We start from the raw sequence: 16,970 nt of genomic DNA, 5'->3' as shown, positions 1-16,970 counted from the left end.
TCAGGGCCCCTCGGGGTCCTCGACCACGTGCACGGCGGCCTCCTCCGCGCCGGCCGCGCCCGCGTCGATGCCCACGTCGGTGGCGACCTCGTCCTTCGTGGTGGTGGCGTGGGCGCCCTCGTCGGGGGCGACCAGACGTCCGGCACGCTCGGTCCCGGCCTGCGGATCGACGGGCTCGCCCTCGCCGCCCTGCAGGTCGCCCACCTCGTCGCCGACGGGCGCGGCCGGCTCCGGAACCTCCTGGGCGAGGCGCTCGTCGAGGCTCTCGCCCTCGTGCTGTTCGGCGGCGGTGGTGCCGTGCCGGGTGACGCCGAGCGGCTTCTCCGGTGGCGAGTAGCCCTCGTCCAGGATGTCGTCGTAGGTCCGTTCGTCGACGGCGTCCTGAAGGTCGAGCGGGGCCGCGTCCTCCTGCTCCTCGTTGGTTCCGGTGGGCTGGTAGGCGTCGTCGGCCATCGGCTCGGCGGGTGTCGGTTCGGTCCCCATGGGCTGCCTCCCTCGCGCGTCGCGTACGGTTCGGTGCGATGTCCTGATCCGCGTTTCCCCGTATGCGCTCCCCAACCTCAAAAGGCTGCCGGAGTAAGGCATTCCACAGCCGGAAGGTTACCCCCCAGTTAATCTTGAAGGGTCAAGGAATAGGGCTATCATCACTCGCACACACGGAGTGACCGGTCGTCGACGCAGCGGCCGTACGGTCTTCCGCGCCCCCTTGGTTCCTCTCTTCACCGCCCCTGTCCGAGGCGACCCCTCTCATGGTCCGGGGCCGAGTCACCCCCCACCCCCTTTGCGCCGTACGGTCCCCTCCGCCGTGCGTCGTGCCCTACGGAAAGCAGCGCAACCATGAGCATCAGCAGGGGCAGAGGGCTGCAGGCCAACGCCCTCGGTACCTTCGACACCGTGGTGATGGCCGTCGCGGGCAGCGCGCCGGCGTACTCGATCGCCGCGACCACCGCGGTCCTGGTCGGCTCGGTGGGCCTGGCCAGTCCGGCGGCTCTGCTGTACTGCGCGATACCCATGCTGGGCATCGCGCTCGCGTTCAGTTATCTGAGCCGCATCGACGTGAACGCGGGCGCCAGTTACTCATGGGTCGGCCGTACCCTCCATCCCTTTCTGGGATTCGTCAGCGGCTGGGCGCTGGTGATCTCGGCGACCATCTTCATGGTGGCGGGATCGCTGCCCGCCGGTTCGATGACGCTGGCCCTGTTCGACCAGGACCTCGCGGACAACACCGCGCTGTCGACCGTCGTGGGCGCGGCGTGGTTCGTGCTGATGCTGCTGGTGGTGCTCGGCGGCGCCCGGCTCACCGTCCGCGCCCAGCTCGTCATGTCGGGCGTGGAGCTCGCGATACTGGCCCTGTTCGCGGTGCTCGCCCTCTTCCACACCGGCAACGCCCGCACCTTCGAGTGGTCCTGGCTGGGCTTCGGCCACTTCGACGGCATGGCCGGTTTCGCGTCGGGCGCGCTCATCGCCGCGTTCTACTACTGGGGCTGGGACGTCACCAGCAACCTCAGCGAGGAGACCCGCAACAGCCGCCGCACGACGGGGCTCGCCGGCCTCATCGGCGTCGGGATCGTCTTCCTCCTCTTCGAGGTGTTCACCATCGCGGTGAACGTCATCCTCACCTCGAAGCAGATCGAGGAGAACGACGCCAACGTGCTGGCCGTGCTCGGGGAGGAGATCTGGCCGGGCTGGGGCGGCAAGCTGCTGATCGTCGCGGTGATGCTGTCGACCATCGCCACCCTGGAAACCACGCTCATCCAGGTCACGCGCTCGCTGTTCGCGATGGGCCGGGACCGTACGATGCCGTCCGCGCTGGGCCGGGTGCACCGCCGCTGGAACACGCCGTGGGTGGCGATCGTGGTGGTCGGCGGGGTGGCCCTGCTGATGTTCATCGCCTCCAACGCCCTGGGCTCGGTGGGCGACATCCTCTCCGACGCGATCTCGGCGATCGGTCTGCAGATCGCCGTCTACTACGGCCTCAGCGGCCTGGCGGTCGTCGTCGCGTACCGCAAGATGCTGCTGAAGTCCCCGGCCGACTTCCTGCTCGGCGGGCTGTGGCCGCTGCTGGGCGCCCTGTTCATGTTCTGGATCTTCGTGGAGTCGCTGGGCGAGCTGAGCAGGGCCGCGATCACGATCGGCGTGGGCGGGCTGGCCGTGGGGCTGATCCCGATGCTCTGGTACTGGAAGCAGGGCAGTGACTACTACCGGCCCGCCCGGCTTGACGCGAGCCGTACTGTCGAGGCTGACTACGTTCCCGACGGCGGGGAGTCCGGTCCCTCGCTCGTCCACGAGGGTCTCCCCACCGACTTCTGAGGGGTTGTGCGATGGCGAGAGACCGTTTCGCCCCCGAGTTCGACCCCGACTGCGGGGACATCCCGCTGACCACCGCCCGCCAGGACATCGTCATCGGCCGCTGGCAGGGCCTGCGCGAACTGCTGCGGGCCACCGGGCCCGACTGGCTCTCGCGCGGTCACCGGGTGCGGATGCTCGCCCAGGCGTGCGCGGGCAGTTCGACCGTGGAGTCGTGGCTGGCGGCCGAGCCGCACAACGGGGACGCGCTGGTGCTGCGGGCGGCCACCGAGACGGCCAGGGCGTTCAATCTGGCCATCGCCGCGGGCCGGGGCGTGCCGATCGACCAGCGCCGGGTCGACGCGGCGGTGATGGCGTGTCTGCAGGCGGCGGAGGCGTTCGTCGACGACCCGACGCCGTGGATCTCCCTGATCTCGGTGGCCAGGCTGTACCCGGCCGGGGTGCGGCGGCAGGAACTGGGGCGCTGGTGGGACGAGTTGCACAGCCGGGACCCGTACAGCGTCGAGGGGCACCTCCAGGTGCTGCACTACTACTCGGCCCGCTGGCACGGGTCGAACGGCCTGATGTACGACTTCGCCCGCGACGCGGCCGGTGTGGCACCGCCGGGTTCCGCGCTGCCGGTGCTGGTGCAGTACGCACGCGTCGAGGAGTACCGGACCGCGAAGGACGCCGCCGAGGACCGGCGGACGTCCGTGGGCCTCGGGCAGCACTGGAAGAACGACGGCGCCGTCAGTGACGTACGGCGGACCTGGCAGCGCTGGATCGTGGGCCGCACCGACCAGTCGGTGGCCCCCGGTGAGCTGCGCGACCTCAACTACCTGGCCCACGCGGCCTGCCACGCCGGCCTCGCGGAGATCGCGGTCCCCCTCCTGCGACTGCTGGACCGGCGCGGCACCCGCACCCCGTGGTCGTACACCGGCGACCCGGAACAGCAGTTCACCAAGTGGCGCAAGGAGTTCAGGGTGCGGGCCTGAGCGGCGCAGGACCTCAGCCGCCGGACCGCTCCCCGGCCGTCCCCGCCGTGCCCGCCGTCCCCTCCGTCCCCTCCGTCCACTTCTCCTCGATCCGGCCGACCTTCCAGACCACCAGGGCGACGATCCACGTGGCGAGGAACAGGCCCACGATGACGAAGCCGAGGAGGTTGAGGTCGAGGCCGCCGATCCAGGTCCAGAAGGCGCCGTGGAGTCGCAGCCTGTCGGCCAGCAGGCCCAGGAGTTCGACGGTGCCGATGAGGAGGGCCACCGCAACGGACAGGCCGGTGATCGTGAGGTTGTAGTAGACCTTGCGGACCGGCCTGGAGAAGGCCCAGCCGTAGGCGAAGTTCATGAAGCAGCCGTCGATCGTGTCGAGGAGGGACATGCCGGCGGCGAAGAGGACGGGCAGGGTGAGGATCGCGTACCAGGGCAGTCCGGAGGCCGCGCCCGACCCGGCCAGGACCAGCAGCGCGATCTCCGTCGCCGTGTCGAAGCCCAGGCCGAAGAGCAGGCCGAGCGGGTACATCTGCCACGACTTGGTGATCGACTTCATGACCCGGCCGAGCAGGCGGTTCATGAAGCCGCGGTTGTTCAGCTGCTCCTCCAGCGCCGCCTCGTCGTAGCCTCCGGAGCGCATCCGCCGGAACACCTTCCAGATGCCCACCAGGACGACCAGGTTGACCACGGCGATCAGATAGAGGAAAGCACCCGAGACGGTCGTACCGATCAACGCGGTCACGTCATGGAGGCGGGAGTCGTCGTCGCGCACGGGTCCCGCGAGGGCCTTCACGCCGAGCGAGAGCAGCAGTGCCAGGACGAAGACGACGCTGGAGTGGCCGAGCGAGAACCAGAAGCCCACCGACAGCGGGCGCTTCCCCTCGCCCATCAGCTTGCGGGTGGTGTTGTCGATCGCCGCGATGTGGTCGGCGTCGAACGCGTGCCGCATGCCGAGCGTGTAGGCGGTCACGCCGATGCCGATGCCGAAGGACTTCTCGCCGACGCTGTAGTGGTGCGGGGCGACGATCGCGACGAGGGTGACCCAGCCGATCACGTGCAGCGCCACCACGACCGCGGCCATGCCGCCCGCCCTGACCCACTCCTGCCGCGTCATGGAGCCACGGACGCGGTGCCAGGCCGAGCCCCTCGCGGGGGCGGTGGCGGGGAGGAGGGGCGGAGCGGAGTCAGGGGCGGCCGTCATCGGGCGGTGGATCCTTCTTCAGGGGATGCGTACGGCCGCGATCAGCAGCCTTGTGCCATCCTCCGGTACCTGCAAGTCATGTGCAGTAAAGGCCGCGGCAGGTCTTCCCCACGACTGGGGAAAGTGCCCTGTCAGGCGAAGGACGACCCGGAAACGCCGGTCGTGCTCACAACGCCTTGCGGCGGACGAGGAGGGCGAGCACCAGCAGTCCGGGGAACAGGGGAAGCCACACGGTCAGCAGCCGGTAGCCGAGCACCACGGAGGCGGCCGCCGCCGCGGGCGCCCCACCGGCGGCGGTGAGCGCGAAGGCGAGCGCGGCGTCCAGGGACCCGAGACCGGCCGGAGTGGGCAGCAGGGCCGCCGCGCAGCTCGCCGCGAGATAGAGCAGGGCCACCAGGGGCGGGGCCAGCGGCAGCGCGACGGCCCGGGTGACGGCGATCAGCACGAGCGCGTGCAGCAGGGCGAAGCCCAACGAGCCGCCCCACAGGGCCACGGCCCGGTGCGGTCGCGTGTGCAGGGCCCGGATGTCGTCCCTCACCAGGACCAGGGCCCGTCGGCAGCGCGGCCACAGCACGGTGCCGAGCAGTGCGGTGACCGCGAGGACGGCGACCGCGAGGGCCACCCACCACACCGCCGACGGCCGCGGCAGCCCGAGGACACCGGGGCAGGCCGTCGCGAGCACGGCGATGAGGGCGGCCCGCACGAGCCCGCCCACCGTGGCCTTCACCGCCAGGGCGGTCGCCGCGCGCCCCGCCGACAGCCCGCAGCGCATGAGGAAGCGCAGGTTGACCGCTCCTGTGCCGAGCCCCGCGGGCAGCAGCTGGCCCGCGGCGGAGGCGGCGAACTGCGCGGCCACCAGGCGCCTCGACGGCAGGGCCCGCAGCACCGCGCCCTGCTGGGCGAGCGCCGAGCACACCCAGGTCGCGGCGGCGGCCGTGGCGGCGACGAGCAGCCAGCCCTGGTCGGCGACGGCGAGCCGCAGGGCGCCGGTCTCCAGCACGGGCCAGTTCCGCCGGGCCAGCCAGCCGACGGCGGTCAGGACGGCGAGCGTGAGGGCGAGTTGACCGTAGACGCGTCTGCGGGCGGGGGCGACGGCCATCCGCTCGGACGTCATGTCGGCCCGCGTCCGCTCACGTTCGGCGCGACGTGGATGTCCAGTCCGGCGGCGGACAGGGTGGGCCAGTCGCGGGCGTAGGCGGGCGGCGCGCCGCCGGGCCGGGTCAGGACGGCGACCGGCATGTGGCGGGACGCCCCGACGATCCCGGACTCGGTGCTGTTGGTGTTGTGGCCGAACGCCGCCGCCGACGTGCACCCGGCGTAGTAAGCGACGGGGACCGACAGGCGGCCGGTGAGCAGACACGGCGGGCGCACCCCGAGCCGGTTGAGCTCGGTGGCGGTGCGGGCCCAGTCGCGGTGGTCGCGCGTGGTGCGGTGCACCGCGCGCTCCAGCACGGCGTACTGCACCGCCAGATGGCCCGTCAGACCGATCCCGAGCAGCACCGCGGCGACCGGGCGCCACCGGCCCGCCGGGGTGGTCGCCAGATGGAACAGCGCGTCGGCGACCGGGATCGCGAGCAGGGCGTAGGCGGGCAGCAGGAAGCGGGGCGCCGCGTAGCCGATGAGGAACAGGTAGGGCAGGGCGGCCGTCGCGGCGCAGGCCAGTGGGACGAGGGTGCGGCGCGGGCGCCTGGCCCGGACGGCGACCACCAGGCCCACGGCGGCCAGCAGCGGGAGAACGGCCCACCAGGCCATGACGGCGGGGTCCGGCAGCGGTCCCGTGCACGGACGGCACAGGGCCCGGCCGCCCAGGCTGCGCAGTTGGTCGTCGACGGCGAACTGCGGGCCGAGGCCGCCCTGGATGCGGGAGCCCTCGTGCAGTCGCTCGGCCAGGCCGCCGTAACTCGTGTACGCCTCGATCACCCACTGGGCACCGCCCGCGGCCAGTCCTGCCACGAGCGCGACGGCGGGCCGAAGGCGGCGGGTGACGGCGGCGGCGACGAGCAGCGGGAGGGTGACCCACACGGCGTCGGTGGGGCGCATCCACGCCATGAGCGCGACCCCCGCCACGACTCCCCACAGCGCCCTCGGATGCTCACGGGCCCGCAGGAAGCAGCCCACCGCGCCCAGCCCGCCGACCGCGACCCAGTAGTTGGGCATGGCCTGAGGGCCGTAGAACACCGTGATCCACAGGGAGGCGAACAGGGCGCCGCCGACGGCGAGGACACGGTCCGGGAAGAGGCCGCGCCAGGCGTGCAGGGCCAGGTAGAGGCCGAGGCCCGACAGCACGGCGAGGTAGACGCGCAGGAGTTCGGTGGAGGTCGACCAGCTCGCGATCGGCGCGACCAGCAGCGAGACCCCGCGGGCGCGCGGGGCGCTGAAGAAGGCGGCCGGGGCCTGGGTTCCGACCTGGCTGACGTAGACGGTCTCGTCCCAGCCGAGGCCCATGCCGGGGCGGACCAGGAGGAGCTGGGTCAGGGTGAAGGCGGCGGCCACCGCGGCGATCAGCCGGTTTCCCCGGGCCCGCACCAGGCCGTCGGGGCCGGGCGGCGGGTTGCGTCGTCGCGCACCGACGAGCAGGGCGCTGTCCCCGTGAGCCATCGTCCTCGTCCACCCCTCACCCCGTATGCCGCGGGGACCTGATCCATTCGAAAAAACATGGACAAAGTAACCCGCGGCAGCAGGGGGTGCAGGGTGGTGTTCGGCCAAGCGGCGCCTGTCCGGATAGCGCCGTAGGGGTCAGCGGGCGCGGGGACCGCGGTGCGCCGGCTGGCTCGGGACCGGACGGTCCTCGGGGGGTGGGACCGGGCGGACGACCGGGCCGTCGCCGTTGACGGTCAGGGTGTCGTCGTGGTGGCGGATCGTCAGTGGATCACCCGACATCAGGGTGTACGTCGCCTTGTCCGGGCCGATCTCCACCCGCAGACAGCGGCCCAGGAGCCGGAGGTTGAAGGCGAGGCGGCTGAACCGCTCGGGCAGCCGGGGCGCGAAGCGCAGCGAGCCGCCGTCGCGGCGCAGCCCGCCGAACCCGGCGACGAGGGCGGTCCAGGTGCCGGCCAGGGAGGCGATGTGGAGTCCGTCGCGGGTGTTGTTCGCCAGGTCGGCCAGGTCCATCAGGGCCGCCTCGGCCGTGTAGGCGTAGGCCAGCGAGAGATGTCCGGAGCGGGCGGCGACGACCGCCTGGACGCAGGCCGACAGGGAGGAGTCCCGGACGGTCAGCGGTTCGTAGTAGGCGAAGTTGCGGGCGATCTGCTCCTCGTCGTGGAACTCCTCGAACCAACCGCTGCACATGTACATGGCCAGCACCAGGTCCGCCTGTTTGACGACCTGTTTGCGGTAGAGGTCGAAGTAGGGGAAGTGCAGCATCAGCGGGTACTGGTCGGCGCGGGTGCCGTCGAAGTCCCACTGCTGGTACCGGGTGAAGCCCGCGTGCTGTTCGTGCACGCCGAGTTCGTCGTTGTACGGGACGTGGACGGCCTCGGCGGCGTCCCGCCAGGCGGCGCTCTCCTCGTCGTCGACGCCGAACGCGGCGGCCCGCTCGGGGTGGCGGCCGCAGGCCTCGGCGGCCGCGAGGAGGTTCGCGCGGGCCATGAGGTTGGTGTACGTGTTGTCGTCGGCGACCGCGCTGTACTCGTCGGGGCCGGTGACACCGTCGATGTGGAAGACGCCGTGGTGGTCGTGGTGGCCGAGCGAACGCCACAGCCGGGCCGTTTCCACGAGGAGTTCCACGCCGGTGTCGCGTTCGAAGTCGGTGTCGCCGGTGGCCTCGGTGTAGCGCACCACGGCGTCGGCGACGGCCGCGTTGATGTGGAAGGCGGCGGTGCCCGCGGGCCAGTACGCCGAGCCCTCCGAGCCGTCGATGGTCCGCCAGGGGAACGCGGCGCCGTCCAGTCCGAGCTGCACGGCGCGCTCGCGGGCGGCGGGCAGGGTCTTCTGACGCCAGCGCAGGGCCTCGCCGACCGCGGCGGGTTCGGTGTAGGTGAGCAGCGGCAGCACGAAGGTCTCGGTGTCCCAGAAGGCGTGCCCGTCGTAGCCGGAGCCGGTCAGTCCCTTGGCGGGGATGGCGCGTTGTTCCGCGCGGGCGCCTGCCTGGAGCACGTGGAAGAGGGCGAAGCGGACGGCCTGCTGGATCTCCTCGTCGCCGTCGACCTCGACGTCGGCGCGGGCCCAGAAGTCGTCGAGGTAGCTTCGCTGTTCGTCCAGGAGTCCGTCCCAGCCGCTGTGGGCCGCGGCCGCCAGCGCCGCGTCGACCTGGTCGCTCATCGCGGGCCGGGAGCGGGCGCCGGACCAGCCGTGGGCGACCAGCTTCTCCACCCGCAGCCGCTGTCCCGGCTCCAGGACGGAGGTGACGGTCAGCCGGGCCAGGTCCACCGTGTCCTCGCTGTCGGTGGTGGTGCGCTCGGGTCCCTCGATCACATGGTCGGCGGCCACGGCGACCCGCAGTCCGCTGTGCCGGGTGCGGTGCACCAGCCGCAGCCGGGTGCCGTCGGCGAAGCCCTCCTCGTGCTCCAGGGGCGACTTGAGGACCTTCGAGGCGCGCGGGTCGCCGTTGGCCGCGGGCAGGCTCTCGTTGGTGACGAGTTCGGACTGGATCACCACACGGGTGCGGCTGTCGACGGGCTCCACCTCGTAGGCCACGGCGGCGATCGCCCGCTGGGTGAGCGAGACGAGCCGGGTCGAGCGCACCCGTATCCGCGATCCGGCCGGTGAGATCCATTCGCAGGACCGCTCCAGTACGCCCCGGCGCAGGTCGAGGGTGCGTTCGTGCGCGACGAGCCGGCCGTAGCGCAGGTCGAAGGGCTCGTCGTCGACGAGGAGCCGCACGATCTTGCCGTTGGTGACGTCGATGACGGTCTGGCCGGACTCCGGGTAGCCGTAACCGGCCTCCGCGTACGGCAGCGGGTGCAGTTCGTGGACGCCGTTGAGGTAGGAGCCGGGCAGGCCGTGGGGTTCGCCCTCGTCGAGGTTGCCGCGCCAGCCGACATGGCCGTTGGACAGCGCGAACACGGACTCGCTCTGGGCGAGGACGTCGAGGTTCAGGTCGGTCTCGCGGACGGCCCAGGGCTCGACGGTGTAGGAGCGTTGGCTGATCACGCGTGTCCTTCCAGTTCGGCGAGACCCTTCACCACGATGTCGGCGCCGTGCTCGTAGAGCGCGTCGCTCTGTCCCACCCGGTCGAGGCCGACGACGTAGCCGAAGCCTCCGGCGCGGCCCGCGTCCATGCCGGCGAGGGCGTCCTCGAAGACGGCGGACCGGGGGGCGTCCAGGCCCAGGTCGTGGGCGGCGGCGAGGAAGGTGTCGGGGTGCGGCTTCCCGGGCAGCCCGCGCTCGGCCGCGACCACGCCGTCGATGCGTACGTCGAAGAGGTCCTCGGCGTCGATCGCGCGCAGTACGTCACGGCAGTTGGCGCTGGAGGAGACGATCGCGGTGCGCAGCCCCCGGGCGCGGGCCGCGCGGATGTAGGTCAGGGTGTCGTCGTAGGCCTCGACGCCGTCGGTGCGGATCTTCTCCAGGACGAGGGCGTTCTTGCGGTTGCCCAGGCCGTGGACCGTCTCGGCGCCCGGCGGGTCGTCCGGGTTCCCGTCCGGCAGTTCGATGCCGCGGGAGGCGAGGAAGGTGCGCACCCCGTCGGCGCGCGGCAGGCCGTCGACGTACTTGTCGTAGTCGTCGCCGTCGAAGGGCCGGAAACGATCCCCCTCGCGGTCGCGCAGGAACGCGTCGAACATCTCCTTCCAGGCGGCCGCGTGCACGACGGCCGTCCTGGTGACGACCCCGTCGAGGTCGAACAGGCAGGCCTTGATCTCTTCGGGCAGACCGAGCTCCTTCATACAGGACACGGTTCCCCGCCTTTCGCTTCGTCAACAGGTGGATTCAGTCGTGCGGGAAGGAGTGGTGCTCGTGGGCGACCAGCCAGCGGCCGCGCTCCTTGCGCAGACCGAAGGTCAGCCGGAGCCGGAAGCCGGGGTGGGCGGCGAGTTCCTCCGGGGTGGCGCAGCGCACCAGGGCGTGGGCGTACGCGACGTCCCTGCCGGCGGTGATGTCCAGGGACTCGATGTCGAAGCGTGCGCCCTGGGCCTGCCAGGCGAAGAAGGGCGGCCAGTGGGCGCGGTAGGCGGCGAGGCCCCGGATGCCGTGGTGGGGCGGAGGCACGTCGAACATCACGATGTCCTGGGCGTGGTCGGCGATCACCCCGGCGAGGTCGCCGCGGTGGACCGCTTGGGCCCATCCGGTGATCAGGGTGCGGATCTGTGTCTCGTCGTCGGGGGCACGGGGGTCGTGAAAGTCGTGGGGCACGGTCGGCGCTCCTTCCGTACTCCAGGGTGCCTGGCCGACCCGGAGTCATCGTCCCGGCGCCGGATGACACACTCTGCGGTGTGCCGCTGACCTTCGACGACCTCCTCGTCCGCGCCCGCGCCCTCTGCCGTCCCGGGGGCCGGGCCGTCCTCGGTGTCGCCGGCGCCCCCGGCGCGGGCAAGACGACGCTCGCCGAGCATCTGGTGCGCGCGCTCAACGGCTCCGGCAAGCCGTGGGTGGCGCATGTCCCCATGGACGGCTTCCACCTCGCCGACGTGGAGCTGGACCGGCTCGGGCTGCGCGACCGCAAGGGGGCGCCCGAGACCTTCGACGCGGCGGGGTACGCGGCCCTGCTGCGGCGGCTGCGCGAGGAGACGGACGGCGACATCGTGTACGCGCCCGGCTTCGAGCGGGTACTGGAGCAGCCCGTCGCCGGGGTGATCCCGGTGCCGCCGACGGCCCGTCTGGTCGTGACCGAGGGGAACTACCTGCTGCTCGACACCGGCGCGTGGGCGCGGGTCCGGCCCGCCCTGGACGAGGTGTGGTTCTGCGAGCTCGACGAGGACGAGCGGGTGCGCCGACTGGTCGCCCGGCACGAGGAGTTCGGCAAGACCCACGAGCAGGCGGTCGCCTGGGTACGGCGCTCCGACCAGGCCAACGCCGAGCTGGTGGCGGCCACGCGGGACCGCGCCGACCTCGTGGTGCCCGTGTCGGCGCTGCCCCGCGTGGACGTGTGACCGCCTCCGCGGCGCCTCAGCGGACGGACAGCGTCAGTTCCGGCTCGCCGTGGGCGTCGCCCGCCGGATCGCCGAGCCGTGCCGTGAACGCCTCGGTGCGGACCGTCAGTCCGGCGCCGTCGCGCGTGAAGGTCGCCGTGAGGGGGGCGGCCGCGGGGCCGTAGCGGACGGCGAAGGCGTGCAGGTCGGCCGGTGCGTCCGGGACGGGGTCGGCTTCCAGGGCGGTCGAGGAGACCAGGTGGCCCCAGCCCTCGTCGGGGTTGCCGTAGCCGCGCGGGTCGGCGGCCAGTGCGAAGGCGGCCTGCTCCTGGGTCGTCTCCGAGCGGGCGTCGAAGTGGTCGATGCCCTCCGTCCCGGGGTGCGTCAGCCGCAGGGTGCCCACGGAGGCGACCTCGCCCTCGGCCGTCCGGCGCACCCTGTCGCCGTCGTCCTCGGCGTACGGCAGCCCGGCCAGCAGGTAGGGCGTGCCGGGAAGGCGTTCCACGGTCACCGTGGTCCACAGGTTCGTGCCGTCGGTGACGTACAGGGACTGCAGGTGGCGCAGGACGTGGTCGCGGCCGACGACCGGCTTGGTGACCAGCTTGGCGGTGAGGCCGTCGGTGCGTACGTCACGGACCCGGACCTCGCCCATGGGGCGGCACAGCAGGAAGCCGTCGACGACCGGACCGAAGCCGTGCTGGCGGTTGACGGCCGCGGGCAGGTAGTAGGTGCCGCCCGCCTCGACGACCGCCGGAGTCAGCCGGGAGTCGAAGGCCACCGAGACGGTGCCCGCGCGCAGCTGGTGGCGGGCGGTCCTCGTGGACGGCTCCCGGTGCCAGCGCGTGGTGTCCTGGATCTGCCAGACCAGCATCCAGGCGAAGTGGCCGTCCACTCCCCCGTCCGCCTTGACCGCGTGCCGGCCCCAGTTGGTGTCACCCCGGTAGCGGCCCAGGTCGGCGCCGACACGGGCGCCGAAGTAGCGCAGCCCGAGCACCGACTCGAAGGCGGAGTGCTGTTCGCTGTAGCGGGGGCCGCCGTTGTCGAAGCCGCCGTTGGTCAGGCGGGCGTCGATGTAGCGGGCCAGGGTCTCGCCGTCCTCGGCGAAGATCTCCTCGCCGCTGACCCGGTGGGCCTGGGCGAGGAAGGACAGGGAGATCGGGCCGTAGTTGTTGTCGTAGGCGCCGCCGTGCTCGGGGGGCAGGGCCGCGCCCCGGTCCACGACCCGGTGTGCGTGGATCTCGTCCCGGTACAGCCGCAGGGCCAGCGCGCGGACCGGTTCCGCCTCCGGGCCCGGCAGGTGGGCCGCCAGCATCAGGCCGCCGACGACACAGCCGATCGCCTGGTTGCCCGCCTCCTGCGGGTTGAAGAAGGTCGCCTCGGTCAGCCAGCGCCAGTATCCGCGGGCCACGTCGAGGAGTTCGGCGCGCTGCCCGTCCTCGACCAGGCCGTCCGCCGCGTCGAGGACGTTCACCGCCTGGAGCAGGGCCCACACCGTGCTCGGCCAGTCGCCGATGGGGTGGGCGCCGGCCGCCAGGGTGTAACGGGCGTACGGCAGACCGGAATCGCGCAGCCTCAGGTTCGGGTAGCCCGGGTTGTCGTCGGTGTACACCCGCTCGCGCAGATGGAAGGCGAGGCTGCGTGCGACGGCCTCCGGCAGCCGCGGGTCCTTGGTCCGTTGCCAGGCGAACGCGAGCAGGGAGGTGATGCCGAGGGAGGTGTCGCCGATGTCGTCGTCGCAGTCGGGGTGTTCGAGGTTGCCCTCGGGGGTCAGCCGGGCGAGGGCCTGCTCGGTGACGTCGGCGAGTACGGCGTCGTAGGCCTCCGGGGTGTCCGGGAGGTCGTGCAGCGGGCCGAGCTGGCGAGGGAGGTGCACGGGGATCAGCCCTTCGTGGCTGTGACGGCGGTGGCGTGCAGTGCGACGGTCAGTGTGTGCGGGCCCATCCCGCCGAGGTAGACGCGGTGTCCGGCCGTCGCGTCGGTGCCGCCCACCACGGTGTGGTCCTGACCCGGGTCGTACCGCAGCAGGTCGCTCCGGTCCGGCCCGGCGAGCGGTTCGCCCGCCTCGACCGCGGCCTCGACCCTGATCTCGTCGTCGCCGACCCGGTAGGTCATCGGATCGGTCGCAAGGCACCAGCGTCCCTCGTCGATCGGCACGGCGCCCTCCAGGTCACCGCCCGGCCGGAAGGTGAGTTCGAGCGCCCAGGGCACCCGTGGTCCGCTGATGTCGATGCGCAGGTCGGCGCCGTCGTCCCGCAGGTCCACCTCGACACGGGTGGTGTGCGAGACCTCGTCCCGGGGCCGGTCCGGGAAGGCCATCGAGGCCGAGAAGCGGCCGTCGTCCACCAGCCGGTAGGCGCCGTCGGCCCGTCGCCGGTCCGGCGGGAGCGGCTGGTAGTAGGCGGCCGTGAGGGTCTCGGTGAGCAGGTACCGGCCCTCGCCGAGGCGTCGGGTGTCGGCGGCGCGGAACGGGCCGAGGTCGAAGAAGCCCCGCGAGAGGCGGACCGCGTCGAGGACGGCGTCGCCGGCGAACAGCCGCAGGAAGGTGGGGTTGCAGGCGAGGCCCGAGCGGATGCGCCGGTGCTCGGGCACGTCGGATCCGCCGTACACCACCGTCTGCGCGGTGGCCGAGGCGCGGGCGGCGAGGCGGGCCGTGGTGAGGTACCGCTCGCGGGGCAGGGTCCTGGCGGCAGGCGTGGGCAAGGGGCAGCACAGGTCCGGGGTCAGGAGGGTCTCGGCGAGCAGGTCGGGGTCGTCGATGCCGGCGGCCGCCGCCAGCCGTGCCGCCCGGCTGAAGTCGCCGCGGCCGGTGCGGACCGCGAGCAGCCGGTAGTGCGGCAGGTAGGGCGCCAGCGGGAACGGGTGGTTCTGGTCCTGGCGGCGCGAGTGGACGGTCTCCACCGTGCCGTCCGGCCTGATGAGGTCCAGGGTGGTGGCGAGGTTGCGTTCGACGGCGGCCAGCAGGTCCGCGCGGCCGAGGACCTCGGCGAGCAGGAGCAGCGAGGGGTTGGACACGTGGGACGCGTAGACGGCGCTCCGTTCCGAGTACAGGCCCTCCGCGTCGATGTCGACGCCCTCGGAGAGCCACTGCTCGACACGGTCGAGGAGCCGGTCGTCGGGGAAGGACCGGTGCAGCCGGGCGAGCGCCGCGCACAGCTCCCAGCGGTGGTTGGGGGTGTGCACGCCACCGGTCAGGAGACTGCCCGTGGCGGCGCGGGCGATCTCGGCGAGCGCGGCGGTGACGTCGTGCAGTTCCGGTCCGGCGCCGGCGGCGAGGACGTACGCGTCGCACACGTCGTTGACGGTGAACGCGGAGTCCGGCGGCGACTGCACGTTGTCGCCGCCGGCGAAGAGGCCGGTGTCGGTCTGCACGGCCCGCAGCGCGCGCAGGTGGCTCAGCGCGGCGGCGACGGCCTGTGCGCTGCCGTGCAGTGCCGAGTCCGGGGAACGGTACGCCGCGACCAGGGTTCTCACCCGCCGCGCCAGACCACGGTGCGGCACACCGGCGGGTTCCTCGTCGGGGCCGGCCGCCAGCGGGACGGCCTGCCGGTCGGCGGCGCGGGCCGCCGACCGGACGAACTCGTGGTCGAGCGGGGTGGGCAAGGTCAGTCCTTCAGTCCGGCGTTGATGTCGGCGCCCATGACGTAGCGCTGGAAGACCAGGAAGATGGCGATCAGGGGGATCATGGAGATGACCGATGCGCCGAGCAGGACCGACCAGTTGATGTTCTGGGCGCCGACGATGCTCTGGATGCCGATCTGCACGGTGAACTTGTTCGGGTCGTTGAGCATCAGGAGCGGCCAGATGTAGTCGTTCCACCGCCACTGGAAGGACAGGATGGCGAGGGTCAGCATGATGGGCCGGGAGAGCGGCACCATGATCCGCAGGAAGATCGACAGTTCGCGGGCGCCGTCGATGCGTGCGGCTTCCACGAGTTCGTCGGGAACCGTCAGGAAGAACTGGCGGAACATGAAGCATCCGGTCGCCGTGAGCACGGCCGGCAGGATGATGCCGGCGAACGAGTTGTAGAGACCGAGGTTGCGGACCACCAGGAACTCCGGAGCGAGCATGACCTCGCCCGGCAGCATCGTGGTGGCCAGGATGCAGATGAAGAACGCCTTGAGCCATTTGTTGTCGTACTTGGCCAGCGCGTACCCGGTGCAGCAGCTGACACCCACCGTGAGGATCGTCGTGATCACGCACACGATGGCCGTGTTGATGAAGTACTGGGAGAAGTTGGCGCTGTCCCAGGCCGCCTTGAACCCCGACAGGGTGGGGTTGTGCGGGACCAGCGTCAGCGGGTAGGAGAACAGGTCGCTGGCCGGCTTGAAGGAGCTGAGGACGAACCACAGCACCGGAAACCCGTACAGGCACGCCATGATCCACAGCAGTGTCGTCGCGGACACCGCCTGCCGGAGCCCACTGGTGGCCGTCTTGCGGGGCCGCTTCCTGGAGACGCTCCGTCCGGAGCCGACGTCGGCCGGGCGCGGGATGTCTGTGGTTGTCATCGGTTCTCCACCCGCCGGTTGACGATCAGCTGGATGATCGCGACGGCCATCAGGATGAGCATGAGCACGAACGACGCGGCGCTCGCGTAGCCGATCTGGCCCCGTTTGAAGCCGGTCTCGTAGATGTACTGGACGAGCAGGTTGTTCGACGTGCCGGGTCCGCCGTTGTTGAGGGCGACGAAGACCGGGTACTCCTTCATCGAGTTGATCGTGTTGAGCAGGATGACGATGAACGAGGTGGGCGCGATGCTCGGCAGGGTGATGCTGAAGAACTGGCGCCAGGGGCCGGCGCCGTCGAGCGAGGCGGCCTCGTAGTACGACACCGGCACGTTCTTGATCGCCGCGATGAACAGCAGCATCGTGAAACCCGTCCAGGCCCAGGCCGCCGCCATCACCACCACGAGCAGCGAGAGGTCCGCGTTCGACTGCCACGGGACGGCGTCTCCGCCGAACTTCTCGATGACGTAGTTGACCAGTCCGAAGTTCTCGCCGAACATCCACCGCCACAGGACACCCACGACGATGGGCGACAGCAGCCACGGGATGAAGAAGATGACGCGGGCGACCGACCCGCCCTTGGCGTGCTTGCTCACCACCAGGTTGGCGGCGAGCAGCGAGACCACGAAGTTCAGCGGGACGAAGAGGACCGTGTACAGCAGTGTCCGGGTCAGCGCGTCGTAGAACGTGGAGTCACCGAACAGGTTGTGGTAGTTGTCCAGCCCGACCCACTGGAACACCCCCACGCCCGTGTAGTTCGTGAAGGAGTAGATGAGCCCGATAACCGCCGGCCAGACGAAGAACAGCGCGAAGAGCACGACATTGGCCGCGATGAGGACGAGCGGCGCAAGGGTGTACTTACTGCGTCTCCTGGGCGGGCTCGCGGACACGGCGGACACGTCCGAGGCGCGTTTTGTCATCTTCCTGACTCCGTGCTGGTGGAATGGATTGCGGTGGGCTCACGCCGTGGGCCCGGCATCAC

At 71.7% G+C, this 16,970-nt stretch carries 14 protein-coding genes; 3 read left to right on the top strand and 11 right to left on the bottom strand.

Features of this window, described 5'->3' with window-relative positions; genetic code table 11:
- The gene (locus tag IOD14_RS17795; protein ID WP_212670749.1) at positions 1-483 is read right to left on the bottom strand and encodes a DUF5709 domain-containing protein; all 483 of its coding nucleotides are present in this window, start codon (positions 481-483) and stop codon (positions 1-3) included.
- A 354-nt stretch (positions 484-837) separates the two neighbouring features.
- Between IOD14_RS17795 and IOD14_RS17790 the strand changes: the two genes are divergently transcribed.
- Both IOD14_RS17790 and IOD14_RS17785 read left to right on the top strand, forming a co-directional pair.
- Complete coding sequence (locus IOD14_RS17790; protein WP_123993491.1) at positions 838-2,310, top strand: APC family permease; 1,473 nt, start codon at positions 838-840, stop codon at positions 2,308-2,310.
- Positions 2,311-2,321: 11 nt separating this feature from the next.
- The gene (locus IOD14_RS17785; protein WP_123993492.1) at positions 2,322-3,281 is read left to right on the top strand and encodes a hypothetical protein; all 960 of its coding nucleotides are present in this window, start codon (positions 2,322-2,324) and stop codon (positions 3,279-3,281) included.
- A 13-nt stretch (positions 3,282-3,294) separates the two neighbouring features.
- Here IOD14_RS17785 and IOD14_RS17780 read toward each other — a convergent pair whose 3' ends face one another.
- The 6 genes from IOD14_RS17780 to IOD14_RS17755 all read right to left on the bottom strand — a co-directional run bounded on the left by IOD14_RS17780 (position 3,295) and on the right by IOD14_RS17755 (position 10,770).
- On the bottom strand, positions 3,295-4,479 hold the full coding sequence (locus IOD14_RS17780; RefSeq protein WP_212670748.1) for a HoxN/HupN/NixA family nickel/cobalt transporter: 1,185 nt from the start codon (positions 4,477-4,479) through the stop codon (positions 3,295-3,297).
- 166 nt (positions 4,480-4,645) lie between these two features.
- Complete coding sequence (locus tag IOD14_RS17775) at positions 4,646-5,593, bottom strand: lysylphosphatidylglycerol synthase domain-containing protein (protein WP_212670747.1); 948 nt, start codon at positions 5,591-5,593, stop codon at positions 4,646-4,648.
- Positions 5,590-7,077 carry a hypothetical protein gene (locus tag IOD14_RS17770; RefSeq protein ID WP_212670746.1) on the bottom strand — a complete coding sequence of 496 codons (1,488 nt, stop codon included), beginning with the start codon at positions 7,075-7,077 and terminating at the stop codon, positions 5,590-5,592. The genes IOD14_RS17775 and IOD14_RS17770 overlap by 4 nt, the downstream gene beginning before the upstream one ends.
- A 138-nt stretch (positions 7,078-7,215) precedes the next feature.
- Complete coding sequence (locus IOD14_RS17765; protein WP_212670745.1) at positions 7,216-9,570, bottom strand: glycoside hydrolase family 65 protein; 2,355 nt, start codon at positions 9,568-9,570, stop codon at positions 7,216-7,218.
- Complete coding sequence (locus IOD14_RS17760) at positions 9,567-10,304, bottom strand: beta-phosphoglucomutase family hydrolase (RefSeq protein ID WP_212670744.1); 738 nt, start codon at positions 10,302-10,304, stop codon at positions 9,567-9,569. Before IOD14_RS17760 ends, IOD14_RS17765 begins: the two co-directional genes overlap by 4 nt.
- Positions 10,305-10,347: 43 nt before the next feature.
- Positions 10,348-10,770 carry an SgcJ/EcaC family oxidoreductase gene (locus tag IOD14_RS17755; RefSeq protein WP_123993497.1) on the bottom strand — a complete coding sequence of 141 codons (423 nt, stop codon included), beginning with the start codon at positions 10,768-10,770 and terminating at the stop codon, positions 10,348-10,350.
- Between the two features lie 80 nt (positions 10,771-10,850).
- Between IOD14_RS17755 and IOD14_RS17750 the strand changes: the two genes are divergently transcribed.
- Positions 10,851-11,507 (top strand): nucleoside/nucleotide kinase family protein, encoded by a 657-nt coding sequence (locus IOD14_RS17750; RefSeq protein ID WP_123993498.1) that lies wholly within the window; start codon positions 10,851-10,853, stop codon positions 11,505-11,507.
- 16 nt (positions 11,508-11,523) lie between these two features.
- On the opposite strand, the gene IOD14_RS17745 is transcribed toward IOD14_RS17750, so the two are convergent.
- The 4 genes from IOD14_RS17745 to IOD14_RS17730 are packed head-to-tail and all read right to left on the bottom strand — an operon-like array spanning position 11,524 to position 16,908.
- On the bottom strand, positions 11,524-13,359 hold the full coding sequence (locus IOD14_RS17745; RefSeq protein WP_123993499.1) for a hypothetical protein: 1,836 nt from the start codon (positions 13,357-13,359) through the stop codon (positions 11,524-11,526).
- Positions 13,360-13,364: 5 nt separating this feature from the next.
- Positions 13,365-15,086, bottom strand: coding sequence for a hypothetical protein (locus tag IOD14_RS17740; protein WP_212670743.1), 1,722 nt, complete (start codon positions 15,084-15,086; stop codon positions 13,365-13,367).
- Between the two features lie 2 nt (positions 15,087-15,088).
- Complete coding sequence (locus IOD14_RS17735; protein WP_123993501.1) at positions 15,089-15,991, bottom strand: carbohydrate ABC transporter permease; 903 nt, start codon at positions 15,989-15,991, stop codon at positions 15,089-15,091.
- Entirely contained in the window at positions 15,988-16,908 is a 921-nt protein-coding gene (locus IOD14_RS17730; RefSeq protein ID WP_123993502.1) for a sugar ABC transporter permease, read from the bottom strand. Before IOD14_RS17730 ends, IOD14_RS17735 begins: the two co-directional genes overlap by 4 nt.
- Between the last annotated feature and the right edge of the window lie 62 nt (positions 16,909-16,970).

The organism is Streptomyces sp. A2-16, assembly GCF_018128905.1.
GTDB lineage: Bacteria > Actinomycetota > Actinomycetes > Streptomycetales > Streptomycetaceae > Streptomyces.
The sequence above is the reverse complement of the archived record's forward strand: the minus strand, read 5'-3'. Positions and strand labels throughout refer to the sequence as shown.

What these genes read in the sequence shown, in the direction of transcription:
- IOD14_RS17795 (WP_212670749.1), bottom strand. Translation starts at nt 483, where the DNA reads ATGGGGACCGAACCGACACCCGCCGAGCCGATGGCCGACGACGCCTAC.
- IOD14_RS17770 (WP_212670746.1), bottom strand. Translation starts at nt 7,077, where the DNA reads ATGGCTCACGGGGACAGCGCCCTGCTCGTCGGTGCGCGACGACGCAAC.
- IOD14_RS17760 (WP_212670744.1), bottom strand. Translation starts at nt 10,304, where the DNA reads ATGAAGGAGCTCGGTCTGCCCGAAGAGATCAAGGCCTGCCTGTTCGAC.
- IOD14_RS17785 (WP_123993492.1), top strand. Translation starts at nt 2,322, where the DNA reads ATGGCGAGAGACCGTTTCGCCCCCGAGTTCGACCCCGACTGCGGGGAC.
- IOD14_RS17790 (WP_123993491.1), top strand. Translation starts at nt 838, where the DNA reads ATGAGCATCAGCAGGGGCAGAGGGCTGCAGGCCAACGCCCTCGGTACC.
- IOD14_RS17730 (WP_123993502.1), bottom strand. Translation starts at nt 16,908, where the DNA reads ATGACAAAACGCGCCTCGGACGTGTCCGCCGTGTCCGCGAGCCCGCCC.
- IOD14_RS17735 (WP_123993501.1), bottom strand. Translation starts at nt 15,991, where the DNA reads ATGACAACCACAGACATCCCGCGCCCGGCCGACGTCGGCTCCGGACGG.
- IOD14_RS17780 (WP_212670748.1), bottom strand. Translation starts at nt 4,479, where the DNA reads ATGACGGCCGCCCCTGACTCCGCTCCGCCCCTCCTCCCCGCCACCGCC.
- IOD14_RS17775 (WP_212670747.1), bottom strand. Translation starts at nt 5,593, where the DNA reads ATGACGTCCGAGCGGATGGCCGTCGCCCCCGCCCGCAGACGCGTCTAC.